We start from the raw sequence: 17,853 nt of genomic DNA, 5'->3' as shown, positions 1-17,853 counted from the left end.
ATTGCGGAGGGGTGCCGACCGGGCCCATGCGGTCGCGGCGCCGGAACAAAGGAGTTCACCGATGACCTGTCCCGTGTCTCATCAGTCCGTGTCCACCGACGGTGTGCCGCACGATGTTTCGGCCGCTGTCGAGAGATTCGAGCGGGTGGGCGGTTCGGTGCTGTTCGGGCTGTTCGCCGTCGGGCTGTTCGACCAGCCGATGCTGCCACCGGTGTCGGCGGCGCTCGAGGCGACGGGACGGTCCAGGTATCAGCCGTGGGCGCGTGCGGTGCGCACCGCCGCCGCCGACCAGCTCATCTACCACGGCACCGAGGCCGACGCGGCCGCCGAGGCCGAGCGCCTGATGCTGCTGCACCGTGCGGTCAAGGGCGTCGCCCCCGACGGGCAACGTTATTCGGCATTCGAACCGCAGGCCTGGAACTGGATTCTGTACTCGACGTTCTTCGTTCAGCGCGGCGCCTATATCGCGTTGACCGGCACCGAGCCGACGGCCGCGCAGAACCAGGCCCTCTGGGATCACTACCGGCGCAAGACAACCGGACTGCACCTGCGCGGCCGCAACGCCCCGATCGAGGACTACCGCGAGCTGGTCGCCCACTACGAACGGATGGCCGCCGAGGAACTGCGGGTGACCCCGGCCCTCGAAGCGGCCACCGCGTCGGTGCGCCACGCACCGCGCCCGGACTTCCTGCCCGCGCTCACCGGTCCACTGTGGCGGGTGGGTTCGCCGGTGCTGAGCCATGTGGTGATGCTGCTCGGGTGCGGCATCATGCACCCGAAGGTGCGGGCCCGCATGCCGATCACCTGGACAGCCCGCCACGACACCGAGTTCCGGATGCTCACCGCGCTGCTGCGGACCGCGTTCGACCGGCTGCCCGCCACCGTCACCGATTCACCGATGGCTCGCAACCGCCGCCGCTACGAACGGCTGGTCGGCAAGTACCGCCGGGTCGGGCTCACCTCGTTCGCCCCCGACCCGGCGTTGCGGCCCGTCGGCTACGCCGAGACCGAGCCGGTGTCGAGCAGTCCGAGCTGAACCAGGTCGCGCACATACTTGCCGATCAGGTCGCGTCCCAGCTGCGGAATGTCCGGGACTCCGGCGATCTCGGCAGCCCGCACGGCGGCGCGGAAGCCGTCGGCGGGCAGCGCCGAGCCGGCCAGCGGGCGGGCCGGATGCCGGTAGGCGTGCAGCAACGGCAGCAGGGTGTGTTTACGTCGCGGTTCGGGCAGGGCGCGCAGGGCGGTGCTGAAGCGGTCGAACCATTCGTCGTAGTCGTCGATACGGTCGATGTGATGCCCGGCCTCGATCAGCCAGTCGACGAAGTCGTCGAGGCAGATGCCGTCGTCGTGGGGGTTCACGACATCGTAGGTGCGGTATCCGGCTGTCGGGGCCAGAGCGGTGACGGCGGCGGCGACGAAGTCGGCGGGCAGCCCGTCGTAGTGCGCACGACGGCGCCGCCCCTCGGAATCGGTGCGGTAGAACGACTTCGGTGCCAGGCCGGTGACGAGCACACTGAGCAGCAATCGGGTGAACACGTCGGGCACGTTGAGCTGACCACGGTAGCGGCGGTGGGCCAGGATCATGTCCGACCGGAACACCGCGACAGCCAGCCCGAACCGGTCGGCGGCTTCGCGCAGCAGCACCTCACCGGCCCATTTGCTGTTGCCGTAGCCGTTGGCGTAGCCGGTGTCGAGGCGGCGCACAGGGCTCATCGTCCGCACGTCACCGTCTTCGGCGAAGTCGGTGATCTGGGCGGCGACGGCCACCGTCGACAGGTAGCCGACCGGCTTGCGGGTGGTGGTCGCGGCCAACCGGATGATCTCGGCGGTGCCGACCACATTGGGTCCGAACAGCTGGTGGTAGGGCAGCATGTGGTTGACCAGCGCCGCCGAATGCACGATCAGGTCCACGTCGCGGGCCAGCCGCTGCCATACCTGTTGGGGCAGACAGAGTTCCGGTGCACCGATGTCACCGGGCAGTACCTCGAGGGCGCGGTCGGCCAGCGCCCGGAAGTGTTCGGTGAGGGTGGGGTCGCTGTCGTAGGCCGCGCCGAGTCGGGCGCGCGCCGAGTCGGCGTCGGCGCCGCGCACCACGCAGATCACGGTGCCACCGAGCGGGGCCACGCGTTCGAGCAGTTCCAGTAGCAGGAATCGGCCGAGGTAGCCGTTGGCGCCGGTGAGCAGCACGGTCCGCGCGGGCGTCGCGGCCCTCGGCAGGTCGGGGGCGGCGGCGATGGTGCCGGTGTCGAGGAATTTGTCCAGGGTCAGATCCGCTGCCCGGATCTCGGTGGCGCCGCGACCGTGGATCGCCTCGGCGTCGAGGGTCGCTGAGCCCGCGGTGATGTAGCCGGTGAGGGCGGCCAGAGTGCTGTCGGGGCCGAGTAGGACGTTGACGGGGAGGTCGACGTCGAGGAGTTCGCGCAGCAGTGTCGAATACGACAGCGCCGCAAGCGAATCACCGCCCAGGTCGGAGAATCGGGTGTCGGCGCGCAGGTCGGCGGGATCGCAGCCGAGTATCGCGCCCGCTGCCCGTGTGACGACCTCGGACACGGCGAGGCCGGGGGCGTCGGCACGTAACCGGCGCAGTTCGTCGTCTTGGCGTCCGGCCAGCTCGTCGTAGAGCTGTTCCAGGCGCTGCCCGTAGCGCTGTTTCAGCTTGGGGCGCAACAGCTTTCCCACCCCGGAGAGCAGTCCGTTGTCGACGGTGAACGGTTCGGGTTCGACGAGGAAGGCGCGCGGAATCTCGTACGGTTCCAGCTGTGCCCGCACTGCGGCCCGGTGCAGTGCGTCGCTGATCGCGGCCTTGGCCTGTTCGGCGGGCAGCGGGCGGGCGGGGACGACGACGGCGAGCAGGAACGCGCGGTCACTGCTGCCGTAGACATAGATCTGATGGATCGGATCCTCGCCGGCGAACACCGCTTCCAGACGCGAGACCGTCACGAACTCACCCTGCGACAGCTTGATGACGTTGTTGCGCCGGTCCACATAGGTCAGCCGGTCCGGGCCGAGTTCGGCGACGATGTCGCCGGTGCGGCAGAAACCGTCGGCGTCGAACACCTCGGCGGTGACCTCGGGGCGCCGGTAGTAACCGGCGATCATGGTCGTGGTCTTGAGCAGCAGTTCGCCACGCGGGTACGGCTTGTCGGTGCCGAAGTAGCCGAGTTCGGGGACGTCGACGAGCTTGTAGTCCAGCACCGGCGGACGCATGACCCGGGTGTCGAAGATGACGCCACCACCGGTCTCGGTCGACCCGTAGCCGTCGTGCAGACGCAGCTCGAGCACCGATTCGACGAACGCGCGCAGTTCCGGTGCGATGGGGGCGCTGCCACACGACACCGTCAGCAGGCGACCACCCAGCTGTTGTTCGCGCAGTGACGTTTTCACCTGGTCGTCGGTGAGTTCGGGGTGGTGTTCGCGGGTGCGGCGGTAGTGCTGCTGGATCATCTCGCACACGCGCGGGACGAGGAAGATCTCGGTGGGCCGCACCAGGGCGATGTCGTCGAACAGTGTCGAAGTATCCGGTGCCGCGGTGAAATAGGCGGTGCCACCCCGGGCGAGGGCAGCGTTGAGGGTGAGCCTGGCCGCGATGTGGCTCATCGGCAGGAAGTTCAGGTTGATGACCGCGTACGGGCGCACCGGCTGCCACCCCGCGGCGACGAGGCGGCGGGTGTACATCGCGCCCTTGGGTGTTCCGGTGCTGCCGGAGGTGTAGATCAGCAGAGCCAGCGCGTCGTCGTCGGGTTCCACGCGGGGGGCAGGCGCGGCGGCCAGCCCTTGTTCGACAGTGTCCGCGAGAGTGCGTATTCCGGGGAAGTCGTGGCGCGCTTCGTCGAGTAGCTCGCGATGCCGGTGGTCGTCGGCGAAGAAGTCGAACACCACGAGTGTCGGCGAGGCGGCACCCGGGGAGACCACCTCGACAGCTGTCCCGAGATACGCGATGTCGACCGCGAGGACCTTCGGTGTGGTCTCGTCGAGAATCGAACGCAGCTGGGTCGAGCTCGCCCCCGACTGCAGTGGCACGGCAACCGCTCCGAGGTGGATCACGGCCAGGTCGAGCACCGTGTAGTCGACCCCGGTGAATCCGAGCATCGCCACGAAGTCCCCGGCTCGCACCCCGTCGGCGTACCACGCCGCCGCCACCGCCCGCGCCCGGTCCCAGAGGGTGCGATAGGTGATCGTCTCGAAGTCGGGGACGATCCGCCGCACCGCTCCCCCGCAGGCGTCGGGCACGAGTTCGGTGCGCCGGAACCCGAGCGCGGGCCGGTCGGCGTACCCGGTCATCGCCGCCTCGACGATCTCACCGAGCGGCAATCCGGGTGTGGTGACGGTGGCGTGCACCTCGTCGGAGGGGCGCGCGGCCCTGACCTGCGGGTCCTCGGTGAGCAGTGCGGTGAGGCGCCGCGCACCGGTGTCCTGGTCGAGGGTCATCCGGCGTTCTCCGTCCTGGTCTGCCCGTCGGTCGGGGCGGCGATGCGCACGCCTTGCCACGCGCGGCGGATGGCCGGGTCGGGATCGATGAGGACGCGGGTGGGGTGGTCGAAGATCTGGGTGGCACGGTGGTCGGCGGTGTAGGCGGGCCAGGCGGGCAGGGGGCTGCCGGTGCGGGCGAAGCTGAGCCAGTTGTCCTGCATGGCGCGCTGGACGGCGAGGAACGCCCGGTACCCGCCTGCCGCGGTCATCATGCGCCCGACCGGGGTGTTCACCCAGCCGAAGACGGGGATCAGGTCGAGGGCGTGGGTGGCGCCGAAACCGGCCAATCGCAGTGCGCGCGGGGCGAAGTCGAAACGGTAGGCGTAGGTGGGTGCGTGGGGGCTGTGTCCTTCGAGGACCTCGAGGGTGGGGCGCAGGAACATGAAGTCCCCGCCGATGCGGACGGCGGTCGCCGGGCTCGGGTAGCCGGGGTAGCAGGCGGCGACACGTTCGAGGGCACCGGCTTCGCAGCGGGCGAAGGTTGTGGCCAGCTGGTCCTCGGTGTGCGGTACCGCTTTCACGAAACGCTGGAACAGGGTCGCCTCGTCGCGGTTGGTTCCGACGATCAGCGGCACCCGGTGGGCGCGGCCCGCGACGATCGCGTCCAGCGGCGCCTCGGGCAGGAACTCGCCGTCGGCGACCGGGGCGTAGGCGAAGCTGCCGGGTTCCCCGCGCATGGCCCGACCCAGGGCACGATCGGTGGCCCGGCACAGCGCGCTCGCCGAGGTGGTGGTGAGGGCGGCGACGGCGTCGGCCGGGTCGGCACCCAGTCGTTCGAGGCAGCGTCGGGCGAAACGGTGCGCGTCCTGGCGGGTCATCGTCCAGTCGGCGGGGGCGCTCTGGGCGATGGCGCGGTGGAACAGGCCGCGCGCGGCGGGGGTGGCCATCAGGCTCACCACGGCGTGCGCACCCGCCGATTCACCGAAGATGGTCACATTGGCGGGGTCGCCACCGAAGGCGGCGATATTGCGCTGCACCCATTCCAGCGCGGCCACCTGGTCGCGAAGTCCGAGGTTCGCGTCGAAAGGGCGCTCCGGCGTGGAGAATTCGCTGAAGTCGACATAGCCGAGACCACCGAGCCGGTAGTTCACCGATACCACGATCACGTCGCCACGGACCGCGAGGCGGGCGCCGGAGTACATGCTCGAGGTGCCGATGACATATCCGCCGCCGTGGATGAACACCATCACCGGACGCGGCGTGTCCGACGATGCCGCCGGGGCGGTGACGTTCAGGGTGAGACAGTCCTCGCCCACCGGTTGCCAGGTGCGCGGGCCGATGCGGGCCCCGCTGGGGTGCTGGGTCGCCGCGAAACGGAAGCGGTCGGCCGCGCGCACGCCGGTCCAGGGACGCACCGGCTGGGGTGCGCGCAGGCGCAGGTCGCCGACAGGAGGGGCCGCGTACGGTAGGGCGCGCCAGCGCACGACGCTGCGGCCCGCTCGACCGCGCACGACTCCGTCGGCGGTCACGATCTCGATGGGCATCATCCCTTCACAGTACGTGGTACCGCCGGTACCGCGTGGGTGGTTCGGTAGGACGGGTTACCGGATTTCCCACGACCTAGGATGGGACGATGGCCGCCGAACCGAGCGACCCGGAGCAGGCGCCGCTCGCGGCGGGCAATGCGGGCACCCTCGCCGAACTCGATGTGCTGGTGTCCTCGTGCCGGGCTTGTCCCCGCCTGGTGGCGTGGCGTGAGCAAGTGGCGCGCGAGAAACGGGCCGCGTTCCGCGACGAGGACTACTGGGGCAGGCCGGTGCCCGGTTTCGGCCCCGACGACGCCCGGATCCTGGTGGTCGGGTTGGCCCCGGCCGCGCACGGCGGCAACCGGACCGGGCGCATGTTCACCGGCGATGAGAGCGGCAATGTCCTGTTCGCGGCCCTGCACGCGGTCGGCCTGTCGACCGGTTCGCACCCGGTCCGCGCCGACGACGGCATCGAACTCATCGACCTGCGCGTCACCGCGCCCGTGCACTGCGCGCCGCCGCAGAACAAGCCGACCCGCGACGAAACGCTGCGCTGCGCACCGTATCTGAGCCGGGAGATGGAACTGCTCGCCACCACCTTGAAGGTGATCGTGGTCCTCGGCGCCTTCGGGTGGCAGGCGTTGTTCACCGTCCTCGCCGAAGGCGGCTGGACCATCCCCCGCCCGCGCCCCCGCTTCGGCCACGGCGCGCAGGTGGTCCTCACCCACCCGGACGGGCGAACGGTGACAGTACTCGGCTGCTACCACGTGAGCCAGCGCAACACCTTCACCGGCATGCTCACCCCCGCCATGGTGCGGGACGTGCTGCGGCAGGCCAAGGCGATCGCCGGCTCCTGACCGGCCACGACGCGAAATCCGGGCGGGGTGGTTCGGGTGGGGAAGCTCGGGTATGCGCGCGGTGTGAACAGCATTCGAGAGATCGCGGAAAGGCGCGGGCCCTTCGCTGTCGTGTACATGGATGCCTCACACGACACCGAGGACGCCGCGCATCAACTGGAGCTGCGTCGACGGTCCATCAGCGGTCGCCTGCGGGAAGCGGGAGCCAGCGCGGAGATGATCGCGCTGTTCGACCGGGCCGTCGCCGAGGGTCCGCCCGGGCGTGGGCGGGCCGGACGGGTGTTGATCATCGACGATCACACCGTCCATGCCGACGAGCTGCTGCCCGAACCACCGGCTCGAGAGGTCGTTCGGGTGTCACCGCTGCCCTATCTGCTGCCGTTGCTGCGCCACCACGAGGAACTGGTCCCGCATGTGGTCGCCGTGGTCGACAAGGTCGGCTGCGACCTGACCGTCGTCGACGAGAACGGGTCGGTCACCGAACGCAGCGTCGATCAGGACCCGTATCCGGTGCACAAAACCGGTGGTGGGGCATGGGCACACCGGTCCATGCAGCAGCGCGTCGAGGAAACGACCCGGCGGACCATCGACGAACTCGCCGAGCAGGTGAGCACCGAGGCCGAACAGGTGCATGCCGAGGTGATCGTGGTCGCCGGTGAGGTGAGCGCGCGCAACGCCCTGCATCACGCGCTGCCCGAACACGGGCCGACGGTGGTCGAGGTCGAGGCGGGCGCCCGCGCACGGGGCAGCGACCCGGGCGAACTGGAGAGCGCCGTCCACCGGGTGGTCGCCGAACAGGCCCGCCACGACATCGAGGAGGTCCTCGACACCGTCGCCGCCGAGATAGCCCGCCCCGAGGGGCTGGCCGTGTCCGGTCTGGACGCGACCGCCGAGGCGTTACGGATGGCGCGCGTGGACCGGTTGCTCATCGACCCGGACCGGCTCGGTGACCGCACCGTGCTGGTCGGCGCCGACCGGGCACAGGTGAGCGTGGACCTGCACGCCCCGGCCGGCTGGACCGGCAGCACCGCCCCACGACAGTCCTGCCGCGCCGACGAGGCACTGCCCGTCGCGGCGATCCTGACCGGTGCCGAGGTCATCGTCACCGGCGGTGTGCCGTCCGAGGACGGTGTCGCCGCCCTGGTCCGGCACCGCTGAAACGCACAAGGAGGCACGATGGTCATCGAACGAGGCAACACCAAGCACGGTCCGGCCCACGACGAGGAACTCGCGCACGAGCTGGACGGCACGATCAAGGGCAACCGGTCGAGCCGGGCCGAGGAGTGGCGCGACCCCGAGCCACCCGCCGACGACGATCCGGAAACCGGCATCCGCCCCGACACCCGAAACCGGTGACCTGGTTCGAGGACCGGATCGGGCAGCTGCTGCACAAGGTCGCGCCCACGGCGGGGGCCAGCGTGCACGCGGTGACGATCGCGCGCCCCCGCGCGGACGTCGAACAGTTCTGGCTCGATCCGGCGAACCTGTCCGCGGCGCTGGACGGCATCGCCCACGTGGAATCGACCGCCCCGGACCGGTTGACGTGGTCGTTCGTCGAGAACACCGCCGCTGCCGCGCAATGGGTGAGCCGCACCGTGCGCGCCCCCGGCGAGATCCGCTTCGTCGGCGGCCGCGACCCGGCCGGCCGTTCCCAGATCCGGCTGACCTTCGCCGACGCCCCCGGCGATCTGGGCACGGAGGTGACGATCCGGGTCACCAGTCCACTGCCAAAACAGCTCACCGGGCATGCCGCGTTCACCGCCCTCTACCGGGCGCGCGCGATTCTGCAGACCGGGGAGGCGCCGACCCTGACCCACAATCCGAGCGGACGCGAGCAGGAGGACTGATGCGAGCACTGTGCTGGAACGGCGTGAACGATCTGGCCGTGGAGACGGTGCCCGATCCGCGCCTGGTCAACCCGCACGATGTGATCGTCGCGGTCCGGTTGAGCACCACCTGCGGTTCGGATCTGCATTTCATCGACGGCTACCTGCCCGGTATGCGCGAAGGTGACGTGATCGGGCACGAATTCATGGGTGAGGTGCTCGAGGTCGGCGGCGCGGTGGAGCGGATCGCCGTCGGTGACCGGGTGGTCGTGCCGTCGTTCATCGGGTGCGGCGCGTGCTGGTACTGCGGGGCGCAGCGGTATTCGGCCTGTGACACCACCAACCCGAATGCCGCGGTGCAACAACCGATCCTGGGTTTCCCGTCCGGCGGGATCTACGGCTACACCCATCCCTTCGGCGGCTATCAGGGCTCGCACGCCGAATACATCCGTGTGCCTTTCGGCGATGTGAACTGTTTCCCGATTCCGGAGTCGATCACCGACGAGCAGGCCCTGTTCTGTTCCGACGCGCTGCCGACCGGGCTGATGGGCGCCGAATTCTGCGACATCTCCCCCGGTGACACCGTCGCGGTCTGGGGCAGCGGCGGCGTCGGGTTGATGGCCGCTCACACCAGCCGTCTGCTCGGCGCGGGCAGGGTGATCGTGATCGACCGCGTCCCCGAACGCCTCGAGCTGGCGCGCCGGCACGCGGGCGCCGACACCATCGACTACACCAGTGTCGACAGCGTCCCCGCGACCCTGCGCGAGATGACGGGCGGGCGCGGGCCCGACGCCTGCATCGACGCGGTCGGGATGGAAGCGCACGGCACCGGCGTGCAGCACCTCTACGACCGGGCCAAGCAGTTGCTGCGACTGGAAACCGATCGGGCCACCGCGTTGCGCGAGGCGATCATGTCGTGCCGCAAGACCGGGGTGGTGTCGGTGCTCGGCGTGTACGGCGTGACCGACAAATTCCCGATGGGTGTGCTCACCAACAAGGGGCTGACCCTGCGCACCGCCCAGCAGTCCGGTCAGCGCGATGTCTCACGCATGTTCGAGTTCATCACCACCGGGCAACTCGACCCGTCGTATCTGATCACCCATGATCTGCCGCTGTCGGACGCGGTCGCCGGATACGACATCTTCAAGAACGACAAGAGCGAATGCGTGCGCGCGGTCTTCCGGCCGTGACGTTCAGCGGTGGGCGTGGCGGGTGAGCTGGTCGACCGGGTCGTGTCCGCCGACGCCGGAGGCGAATTCGCGGTAGCGCAAGGCGCCGCCGGCGTCGGCGGCCAGCGGTGGGGTGTCACCGCCCGCGCCGTCGCCGAATCCGTGCAGCACCTCGGTGAGCGCGTCGGCGGCGCTGATCCTCGGTGTCCAGCCGAGTTCGGTACGGGCGCGGGTGGTGTCGAGCAGCGGTAGATGCATCATCGCGTCGAACAGTTCCGGAGTGGCCGGGACCAGCCGCAACCACCAGCCCACCGTGAGCGCGGCCTTCACCGCGCGGGGCGGGACGGGAAACGTCCTGGTGCGCAGGATGCGGGTGATGGCGTCGCGGTCGATGACGTCGTCGGCGGCGAGATTGAACGCACCGCGCACCTGCTTGGTCACCGCCATCGCGTAGGCGCGTCCCACATCGCTGCTGTGCAACGCCTGGAACCGCATTCCCCACGGATACGGCAGCACGGGCAGCACTCCGGGCCGGATCAACCGGTTGGGCAGCAGCGGTCCGACGAACAGGCGGCGCTGTTCGCTGGCCGAGTCGTACTGGAAGGTGAACGCCGGACGCATCCGCACCACCCGGATATCGGGATTGTCGCGTTCGAAGATGTCGAGAAGCCGCTCCACATAGGACTTCTCGGCCATATAGGCGGCGGCGGGCCAGCCCTCGGTCGGCCAGCTCTCGGTGACGGGTTCGTCGTCCTCGCGCGGTGCGTACGCCCCGACCGAGGACGCGTAGATCAGCGCGGGCACCTCCGCCTCGGCGACAGCGGCCAGCACCCGTTCGGTGCCGTCGACATTGGTGTGCCAGGTGTCGAGCGGCCGGTGCGTGGGCTGGAACACCCAGGCCAGGTGCACCACCGCGTCCGCACCGCGGAACAGCGAGACCAGATCGGCGTCGCGCACGTCTGCGCCGACCCAGTCCACCCCGGCGAGCCCACGGTCGGGTCTGCGCCGCGCCACTCCCAGCACCGACGTCACCGCCGGTGTGGTGGTCAGTGCGTCGACCACCGCCGTGCCGACATTGCCTGTCGCTCCCACCACGACCACACGCATCGCACACCTCCTCGGCTCGGTTCGCATCCTCGCCATACCCGCGCCGGTGCCGCCGACACCGATCCGCACCGATCTGTTTGACCCGCCGCGCACGTGGAATCGCTTCGACGACGACCACCGCCCGAGGGAGGACGCCCATGCCGTTCGACCGGACCGATCTAGGCTTCCGCGGACCAGGCCCCGAATCCGTCGATCACGTCGCCGCGCGCCGCCCGCGTGTCGTCGTCCTGGGTGATGCCGTCCTCGACGTGTGGAAATGGGGACGCTGCCACCGGTTGTGCCGGGAGGGCCCGGTGCCGGTGGTCGATGTGGCCGACACCGCGAAAGTGCCTGGGGCGGCGGCGAATACGGCGGCCAACCTGGCCGCGCTCGGCGCGCAGGTGCAGATGGTCGCCACGGTCGGTGACGACGACGCCGGCCACGACCTGCGCGACTCGTTGCGCCGCGCGGGAGTGGGTACCGACACCGTGGTCGCCGACCCGACCCGGAACACCGAGGTGAAGGTGCGGGTGATGGCCGACGAACAGATCCTGCTGCGCTACGACGAGGACTGTGCCCCGGTGCACACCGACACGACCGCACTGCTCGCCGCGCTCGACACCGCCCTCGCCGATGCCGACGCATTGCTGATCTGCGATTACGGCGTCACCCTCGACGACACGATCCGCGACGCCCTGTGCGCGCGCCGCGACAGCCTCCCGCTGCTGGTCCTCGACGCGCACGAACCGGCCCGCTGGCAGGCGCTGCGGCCCGACCTGGTGACACCCAACGCCGAGGAGGCCGCGGCCCTGCTCGACACGACGGCACACACCGATCACGCGCAACTGTTCATCGACCGCCGCGACGAACTGATGACCCGCACCGGGGCGGCCGCGGTGGTGGTCACCCTCGACAAGGACGGCACCGTTCTGCTGGTGGACGGCAAGCCCGCGCACCGGACCTGGGCGGTTGCGGTGCCGGAGAACCGGTCGGCCGGTGCCGGTGACACCTTCGTCGCCGCCCTCACCGCCGCGGTACTCGACGCGATGCCGCTGACGGGTGCGGTCGAATTCGCCCAGGCCGCCGCCGATGTGGTGTTGCGCAGCCCCGGTACCTCGGTGTGCCGGTGTCCCGATCTGCGTGCCCGCCTCGGTGGCGAGGGCTCCGGAGTCCTCTCGCGAGACCGGTTCATCGCGACCGTGCGCCGCGAGCGAGCCGAGGGCGCGCGGGTGGTGTTCACCAACGGCTGCTTCGATGTGCTGCACGCAGGTCACATCGCCTGCCTCAACGAGGCCAAGAGCCTGGGCGACATCCTGGTGGTCGCCGTGAACTCCGACAGCAGTGTGCGCCGCCTCAAGGGCCCCGAGCGGCCCGTGAACACCGCGGGCGACCGGTGCGCGGTACTGGCCGCCCTGAGCTGTGTGGACCATGTGACCGTCTTCGACGAGGACACCCCCGCCGAGTTGCTGCGCGCCACCGAGCCCCAGCTGTATGTCAAAGGCGGCGACTACAGACCCGACATGCTGCCCGAGACCGCTGTCGTCACCGAATACGGCGGTCAGGTCCGGGTTCTGAACTACCTCGCCGACCACTCCACGACGACGATGATCGACCGCATCCGCGGCCGCGTGGGAGATCGATGAGCGATGCCGGTACGGATCCACACCCGGCGCGCGGTACACCTGGAGTCATCGACGACGGTCCCCGACCGGGGCGTCGAGGCCTACGGTGTCGTGCCACCGCCGTTCCGGCCGCAGTGCGGTGACAATGCCGGCGGGGCCGAGGAATTCGTCGATCTCACGGCACACCTCCTCAACGGTGACCGTGGCGACGATCGAGTTGTCGTGTTCGCAGCGTGGGGCGCCTTCGTCGGTGAGGGTGGCACCGCAGAGCTGGCAGTGCGTGGTCCACGCGGTCAGCACCCGGTCGTTGGCGCGGTTGAGTGGTCCGGCGTTGACGAGGTTGCCGATCCAGAAGATCCCGACCGTCGGGATGCCGAGCGCTTTGGCCAGATGCCGTGGCCCGCTGTCGTTGCCCACGAAAACCGTTGTCCGCGTAATTAACCCGCAGAGCTCGGTCATGTCGGCATCGACGAGGCAGTGCACGTGGCGGGTGTCGCAACCGCCCACCCGGTCGAGGATTTCGCGCAGCAGCGGACGGTCGTCGTGGGTGCCGATCACATGAACGGTTGCCCCGCCGCGCACACAATGCTCGATGACCTCCGCGAATTTGCGCACGGGCCACCGCCTTCGGGGATCGGTCGCCGAGGGGTGAACCGTGACCACGGGCCTCGTCGCCTGCCCGACGAGCCGTTCGGCGGCGGCCTCGTCGTCGGGGGTGACGGCGATCCTCGGTTCGAGAGTGACCGGTGCCGCCCCGGCCAACCCGACCACCTCGAGCGCACGGATCATCTCGTGCTGGTAGTACCGGAACGGGATGGTCCTGGTGAGCTCGATGGCGCCGCCGGCGCGGGAACCGACCGTCCACCGAGCTCCCGTGCGGCGCAGGAACCGGTTCGACCAGGCGCCACCGCCGTGCAGTTGGATACCCAGATCGACACGCTCCCTTGTTGTTTCGTCGAGCAACGCGTCCTCGGCAGGTGAGTTCTTCGGTGGGAGCACCCGCACGTCGCGCACCGGTCCCGGCCGTGATCGGAGCAGCGCGGCATGCAGTGCCGAACCGAACAGGGTGATCCGCGCCGTCGGGTAGGTCGCGACCAGCGCCTCGATCGCCGGCAGGGCGAGCAACAAGTCGCCCAGGCCACCACCGCGCAACACCACGATGCGTTCGACATCGGGGAACGGCCGCGCGATCGGCCCGAAAACACTGTCGCCGGACGCGGTCGTCATCTCGGCACTCCTTACCCGATGTTCTGTGGTGGCGGTGATCGGCACCGCCGCAGTACCCCACCGGCGCACACCGAAACAGTCGGGCGAAACCGGCACGCCGCTGTTTGACCCACTTCTCCCCGGGCATAGCGCCCAGCGAGAACCGGTCCGCCCGCAGCGGTGCGTTCCACTGGCCACCGCTTGTCACGACGAACGGAGTCAGTCGTGAAGATCGCTATGGTTTCCGAACACGCGAGCCCGCTGGCCCCGCTCGGAGGCACCGACGCCGGGGGACAGAACGTCCACGTCGCAGCCCTCTCGGCCACCCTCGCCCAGCGCGGGCACGAGGTGATCGTCTACACCAGACACGACGGAACCCACTCCGAACGCACGATCCACACCGACGACGGCTACCGCGTCGTGCACGTCCCCGCCGGCCCACCGCGCCCCATCCCCAAGGACGAAATCCTCCCTCACCTGGGCGAATTCGCCGCGTTCCTGCGCGACGACTGGGCCCGCGAGCATCCCGATGTGATACACGCGCACTTCTGGATGTCGGGCATGGCCGCCGAGCTGGCCGCCCACGGCACCGGCATACCCGTCCTGGTCACCTTCCACGCGCTCGGCACCGTCAAACACCGATACCAGGGCCGCGCCGACACCAGCCCGCCCGCCCGCATCCGCATCGAACGCCTGGTCGCGTCGCGGGCGGCGCGGGTCATCGCCACCTGCTCCGACGAGGTCGGCGAACTCACCAAGATGGGGGTGCCACCGCATCACGTGTCGGTGGTTCCGTGCGGTGTGGACCTCGACCTGTTCACCCCCGACGGCCCGGTCGCCGAACGTGGCGCACCGCACCGCATCCTGTCGGTCGGGCGGATGGTGCCACGCAAAGGCTACGACCTGGCCATCGCCGCACTACGCGAGTTACCCGGCACCTACCTGGTCATCGCGGGCGGCGCCGACGACAAGGGCAAAACCCATGCCGAGGCGCGACGGCTGCGCGGTTGTGCGCAACGCATCGGCGTCGGCGACCGGGTGCACCTGCTCGGGTCGGTCGAGCACACCGCCATGCCCGAATTGATCCGCTCCGCCGATGTCGTGGCCTGCACACCCTGGTACGAGCCGTTCGGCATCGTGCCGCTCGAGGCGATGGGCTGCGCGCGACCCGTGGTCGCCACCGCTGTCGGCGGCATGCTCGACACCGTCGTCGACGGTGTCACCGGCGCCCTGGTGCCACCGAACTCCCCCGAGGCGCTGGCCGCCGCGATCCGCCCGCTGCTCGACAACCCGCACCTGGCCGCCTCCCGCGGCGCGGCCGGGCGACGTCGAGCCGAGAACTCCTACTCCTGGGAGCGGGTCGGCACCCGAACCCTCACCGCTTACCGCAAGGTATCCGCGCGCCGCGTCGACCGGGCCGCGATGTCGGCATGACCCCGCTGAAAGGAGTCCCATCCTCGTGAACCCGTCAACACGCCCGCTCGGCACCGTCCTCGTCACCGGCGGATCCTCAGGTCTCGGCGCCGCGACCGTCGCCGCGATCCGCGCCGCGGGCGGCACGCCCGTGGTGCTCGACCGCAATACCCCAGCCGACGGAATCGACTGGGAGCAAACAGATCTCGCCGACACCGCCGCCGCGACGGCCGCGGTCGAACGGGTACTCGACCGCACCGGTGGTCACCTCGACGCAGTGTTCACCGCCGCGGGTACCGACGCCTGCGGCCCGCTCGACGGCGTGTCGGCCGAGAAGTGGGAAAACGTGGTCAAGGTGAATCTGTTCGGCACCGCCGCCGTCGTCCGCGCGGCACTGCCCGCCCTGCGCGCGAGCAAGGGCACTGTCGTCACCTGCGCCTCCACTCTCGGCATGCGCGCGCTGCCCGACGCCACCGCCTACTGCGCGTCGAAATTCGGCGTCGTCGGCTTCACCCGCGCCCTGGCCGCCGAGACAGCGGGCGAGGTCGGAGTGACCCTGCTGGTGCCCGGCGGCATGGACACCGCGTTCTTCGACGACCGGACCCCGCAGTACCAGCCGCCGGCCGACGCGAAACTCAACCGGCCCGAAGACGTCGCCGCCGCAGTCGTTTTCGCGCTCTCCCAACCACCGGGCTGTCAGGTGCGCGAACTGATGGTGTGCCCGTCGACGGAGCCGTCGTGGCCATGACGACGATCCTCGCCTGGCATGTGCACGGGTCCTGGATGAGTTCGTTCGTCCAGGGACCCCACCGCTACCTGATCCCGCACGACCCACGCTGGGGCGGGTGGGCGCTCGGCCGGTGCGGGCGACCGTGGCCGGCAGGCGCCGAGGAGATCGCCCCCGAGGCGCTCGGCGACGAACACGTGGATGTCGTTGTGGCCCAACGCCCCCGCGAACTGGAACTGGCCCAACGCTGGCTCGGTCGCACCCCCGGCGTCGACGTCCCCCTGATCTACGTCGAACACAACACCCCGTCCGGGCACGCCGCGACCACCCGGCACCCCATGGCCGACCGCGACGACCTCACCCTGGTCCACGTCACCGAGTTCAACCGGTTGATGTGGGACAACGGGCACACCAGGGTGCGCGTCGTCCCCCACGGAGTCCTCGATCCCGGCCCCCTCTACACCGGCGAACTCGAGCGGGCCGCCACCATCGTCAACGAACCGGTGCGCCGCTGGCGCGTCACCGGCACCGACCTGCTCGCCGAACTCTGCGATACCACCCCGATCGATGTGTTCGGGATGGAAACCGACCACGTCCACACCGCCGTCGACCGGCCGAAAGATCGTGTGTGCGGGCACGGCGACCTGCGCCAGGACCGCCTGCACGCCGAAGTCTCGCGGCGGCGCGTATTCGTCCACACCCCACGCTGGACCTCGCTCGGCCTGTCGGTGCTCGAGGCCATGCATCTGGGGATGCCGGTTGTCGCCGTCGCCACCACCGAGGCGGCGGCCGCGATCCCGCCGGAGGCCGGAGTGGTCTCCACCGATGTGTCGGTCCTGGCCCGAGCGCTGCAGCGTTTCGTGGCCGAACCCGATCTGGCCCAGCTCGCCGGCAAGGCCGCACGGCAGTGGGCGCAGACCAATTTCGGCATCGACCAGTTCGTCGAACGCTGGAACGAACTGCTCACCGACACCGTGGACGGTGGGCGGCGGTGAGGCATGTGCTGGTGGCCCGACTCGACAGCGCGGGCGACGTGCTGCTCACCGGGCCCGCCGTCCGGGCGGTCGCGGCGGGGTCCGACAAGGTCACCTTCCTCGCCGGGCCACGCGGTGCGGCAGCGGCCCGCCTGCTGCCAGGAGTGGACGAGGTCGTCGAATTCCACGCCGGGTGGGTCGATTTCGACGCACCACCGGTCACCCAGGACGCCATCGACGCACTGCTCGAAACTCTGCGCGCCCTGGCACCGACCGAGGCCGTCATCTTCACCTCGTTCCACCAGTCGCCGCTGCCGTTGGCGCTGGTGCTGCGCATGGCCGGGGTCGGTCGTATCGCGGGCATCAGCATCGACTACCCGGGCTCACTGCTCGATCTGCGCGACACGCGCGACGAGGACCGGCCCGAACAGATCCGCAATCTGGCCCTGGCCGAAGCCGCCGGGTTCCCCGGTGACTCCGACGGGCTCCGGATCCGCGAGGACCTGCTGCCCGATGTCGGTACCCGCACCGGCGGACCCGGCTACATCGTCGTCCACCCCGGCGCCGCCGTACCCGCCCGCCGCCCGGCACCGGAACGTATGAGAACCCATGTGGCAGCCCTGGTCCGGGCCGGATACCGGGTGCTGGTCACCGGTGGTCCCGACGAGCACACCGCCTTCGTCGCCGACGGGCTGGCCACCGACCTCGGCGGCCGCACCGACCTCGCCACGCTGGCAGCGATCCTGCGCGACGCCGATGTCGTCATCGCCCCCAACACCGGGCCCGCGCACCTGGCCGTCGCGGTCGGCACACCCGTGGTCTCGCTGTTCGCACCGGTCGTCCCGGCCGCGCGATGGGCGCCCCACGGTGTGCCGGTCGTGGTGCTCGGCCGGCCCGCGGCGTGCGAGGGCACCAGAGCCCGCACCTGCCCGGTACCGGGACACCCGTGCCTCGACACCATCACCTCCGAAGAGATCGTCAACGCGGTGGACACACTGTGCGCCCGACCCGCCGACACGAGGCGGCCCGCATGAACA

The 17,853-nt window shown here is 70.2% G+C and carries 15 protein-coding genes; 11 read left to right on the top strand and 4 right to left on the bottom strand.

Annotated elements, in window-relative coordinates:
• Positions 1-61 precede the first annotated feature (61 nt).
• The gene (locus LDL21_RS10510) at positions 62-1,036 is read left to right on the top strand and encodes an oxygenase MpaB family protein (RefSeq protein ID WP_225279831.1); all 975 of its coding nucleotides are present in this window, start codon (positions 62-64) and stop codon (positions 1,034-1,036) included.
• Here the strand turns inward: LDL21_RS10510 and car are convergent.
• Both car and LDL21_RS10500 read right to left on the bottom strand, forming a co-directional pair.
• Positions 997-4,428: a carboxylic acid reductase gene (gene car, locus LDL21_RS10505; protein WP_225279830.1), complete on the bottom strand. Its 3,432-nt coding sequence runs from the start codon at positions 4,426-4,428 to the stop codon at positions 997-999. The genes LDL21_RS10510 and car overlap by 40 nt on opposite strands.
• A complete protein-coding gene (locus LDL21_RS10500; protein ID WP_225279829.1) occupies positions 4,425-5,957 on the bottom strand; it encodes a carboxylesterase/lipase family protein in 1,533 nt (510 codons plus the stop codon). Before LDL21_RS10500 ends, car begins: the two co-directional genes overlap by 4 nt.
• An 86-nt stretch (positions 5,958-6,043) precedes the next feature.
• Here LDL21_RS10500 and LDL21_RS10495 point away from each other — a divergent pair, with 86 nt between their 5' ends.
• From LDL21_RS10495 to LDL21_RS10475, 5 genes are all read left to right on the top strand, one after another.
• Positions 6,044-6,793, top strand: coding sequence for a uracil-DNA glycosylase (locus LDL21_RS10495; RefSeq protein WP_225279828.1), 750 nt, complete (start codon positions 6,044-6,046; stop codon positions 6,791-6,793).
• 63 nt (positions 6,794-6,856) lie between these two features.
• Positions 6,857-7,951: an Rv2629 family ribosome hibernation factor gene (locus LDL21_RS10490; protein ID WP_225279827.1), complete on the top strand. Its 1,095-nt coding sequence runs from the start codon at positions 6,857-6,859 to the stop codon at positions 7,949-7,951.
• 18 nt (positions 7,952-7,969) lie between these two features.
• A complete protein-coding gene (locus LDL21_RS10485) occupies positions 7,970-8,149 on the top strand; it encodes a hypothetical protein (RefSeq protein ID WP_225279826.1) in 180 nt (59 codons plus the stop codon).
• Complete coding sequence (locus LDL21_RS10480; RefSeq protein ID WP_225279825.1) at positions 8,146-8,640, top strand: SRPBCC family protein; 495 nt, start codon at positions 8,146-8,148, stop codon at positions 8,638-8,640. Before LDL21_RS10485 ends, LDL21_RS10480 begins: the two co-directional genes overlap by 4 nt.
• On the top strand, positions 8,640-9,809 hold the full coding sequence (locus LDL21_RS10475) for a zinc-dependent alcohol dehydrogenase (RefSeq protein ID WP_225279824.1): 1,170 nt from the start codon (positions 8,640-8,642) through the stop codon (positions 9,807-9,809). The genes LDL21_RS10480 and LDL21_RS10475 overlap by 1 nt, the downstream gene beginning before the upstream one ends.
• A 3-nt stretch (positions 9,810-9,812) precedes the next feature.
• Here the strand turns inward: LDL21_RS10475 and LDL21_RS10470 are convergent, their stop codons facing one another.
• Complete coding sequence (locus tag LDL21_RS10470; protein ID WP_225279823.1) at positions 9,813-10,895, bottom strand: NAD-dependent epimerase/dehydratase family protein; 1,083 nt, start codon at positions 10,893-10,895, stop codon at positions 9,813-9,815.
• 137 nt (positions 10,896-11,032) lie between these two features.
• Between LDL21_RS10470 and rfaE2 the strand changes: the two genes are divergently transcribed.
• A complete protein-coding gene (rfaE2, locus tag LDL21_RS10465; protein ID WP_225279822.1) occupies positions 11,033-12,517 on the top strand; it encodes a D-glycero-beta-D-manno-heptose 1-phosphate adenylyltransferase in 1,485 nt (494 codons plus the stop codon).
• 45 nt (positions 12,518-12,562) lie between these two features.
• On the opposite strand, the gene LDL21_RS10460 is transcribed toward rfaE2, so the two are convergent.
• The gene (locus LDL21_RS10460; RefSeq protein WP_225279821.1) at positions 12,563-13,723 is read right to left on the bottom strand and encodes a glycosyltransferase family 9 protein; all 1,161 of its coding nucleotides are present in this window, start codon (positions 13,721-13,723) and stop codon (positions 12,563-12,565) included.
• 204 nt (positions 13,724-13,927) lie between these two features.
• On the opposite strand from LDL21_RS10460, the gene LDL21_RS10455 reads away from it, so the two are divergent.
• Genes LDL21_RS10455 through LDL21_RS10440 form a run of 4 tightly spaced genes read left to right on the top strand, consistent with a single transcriptional unit; the run spans position 13,928 to position 17,850 of the window.
• Complete coding sequence (locus LDL21_RS10455) at positions 13,928-15,136, top strand: glycosyltransferase (protein ID WP_225279820.1); 1,209 nt, start codon at positions 13,928-13,930, stop codon at positions 15,134-15,136.
• Between the two features lie 19 nt (positions 15,137-15,155).
• Entirely contained in the window at positions 15,156-15,863 is a 708-nt protein-coding gene (locus LDL21_RS10450; RefSeq protein WP_370465713.1) for an SDR family oxidoreductase, read from the top strand.
• The gene (locus tag LDL21_RS10445; protein WP_225279819.1) at positions 15,860-16,837 is read left to right on the top strand and encodes a glycosyltransferase; all 978 of its coding nucleotides are present in this window, start codon (positions 15,860-15,862) and stop codon (positions 16,835-16,837) included. Before LDL21_RS10450 ends, LDL21_RS10445 begins: the two co-directional genes overlap by 4 nt.
• On the top strand, positions 16,834-17,850 hold the full coding sequence (locus LDL21_RS10440) for a glycosyltransferase family 9 protein (RefSeq protein ID WP_225279818.1): 1,017 nt from the start codon (positions 16,834-16,836) through the stop codon (positions 17,848-17,850). The genes LDL21_RS10445 and LDL21_RS10440 overlap by 4 nt, the downstream gene beginning before the upstream one ends.
• Positions 17,851-17,853 lie beyond the last annotated feature (3 nt).

This window comes from Nocardia rosealba, assembly GCF_020216065.1.
GTDB lineage: Bacteria > Actinomycetota > Actinomycetes > Mycobacteriales > Mycobacteriaceae > Nocardia > Nocardia rosealba.
This window is presented reverse-complemented; position numbering and strand designations above follow the sequence as displayed.

Bases quoted from the DNA above. Each gene is read 5' to 3' on its own strand.
- LDL21_RS10460 (WP_225279821.1), bottom strand. From the start codon at position 13,723: ATGACGACCGCGTCCGGCGACAGTGTTTTCGGGCCGATCGCGCGGCCG.
- LDL21_RS10500 (WP_225279829.1), bottom strand. From the start codon at position 5,957: ATGATGCCCATCGAGATCGTGACCGCCGACGGAGTCGTGCGCGGTCGA.
- LDL21_RS10445 (WP_225279819.1), top strand. From the start codon at position 15,860: ATGACGACGATCCTCGCCTGGCATGTGCACGGGTCCTGGATGAGTTCG.
- rfaE2 (WP_225279822.1), top strand. From the start codon at position 11,033: ATGCCGTTCGACCGGACCGATCTAGGCTTCCGCGGACCAGGCCCCGAA.
- LDL21_RS10470 (WP_225279823.1), bottom strand. From the start codon at position 10,895: ATGCGTGTGGTCGTGGTGGGAGCGACAGGCAATGTCGGCACGGCGGTG.
- LDL21_RS10510 (WP_225279831.1), top strand. From the start codon at position 62: ATGACCTGTCCCGTGTCTCATCAGTCCGTGTCCACCGACGGTGTGCCG.
- LDL21_RS10485 (WP_225279826.1), top strand. From the start codon at position 7,970: ATGGTCATCGAACGAGGCAACACCAAGCACGGTCCGGCCCACGACGAG.
- car (WP_225279830.1), bottom strand. From the start codon at position 4,428: ATGACCCTCGACCAGGACACCGGTGCGCGGCGCCTCACCGCACTGCTC.
- LDL21_RS10495 (WP_225279828.1), top strand. From the start codon at position 6,044: ATGGCCGCCGAACCGAGCGACCCGGAGCAGGCGCCGCTCGCGGCGGGC.
- LDL21_RS10475 (WP_225279824.1), top strand. From the start codon at position 8,640: ATGCGAGCACTGTGCTGGAACGGCGTGAACGATCTGGCCGTGGAGACG.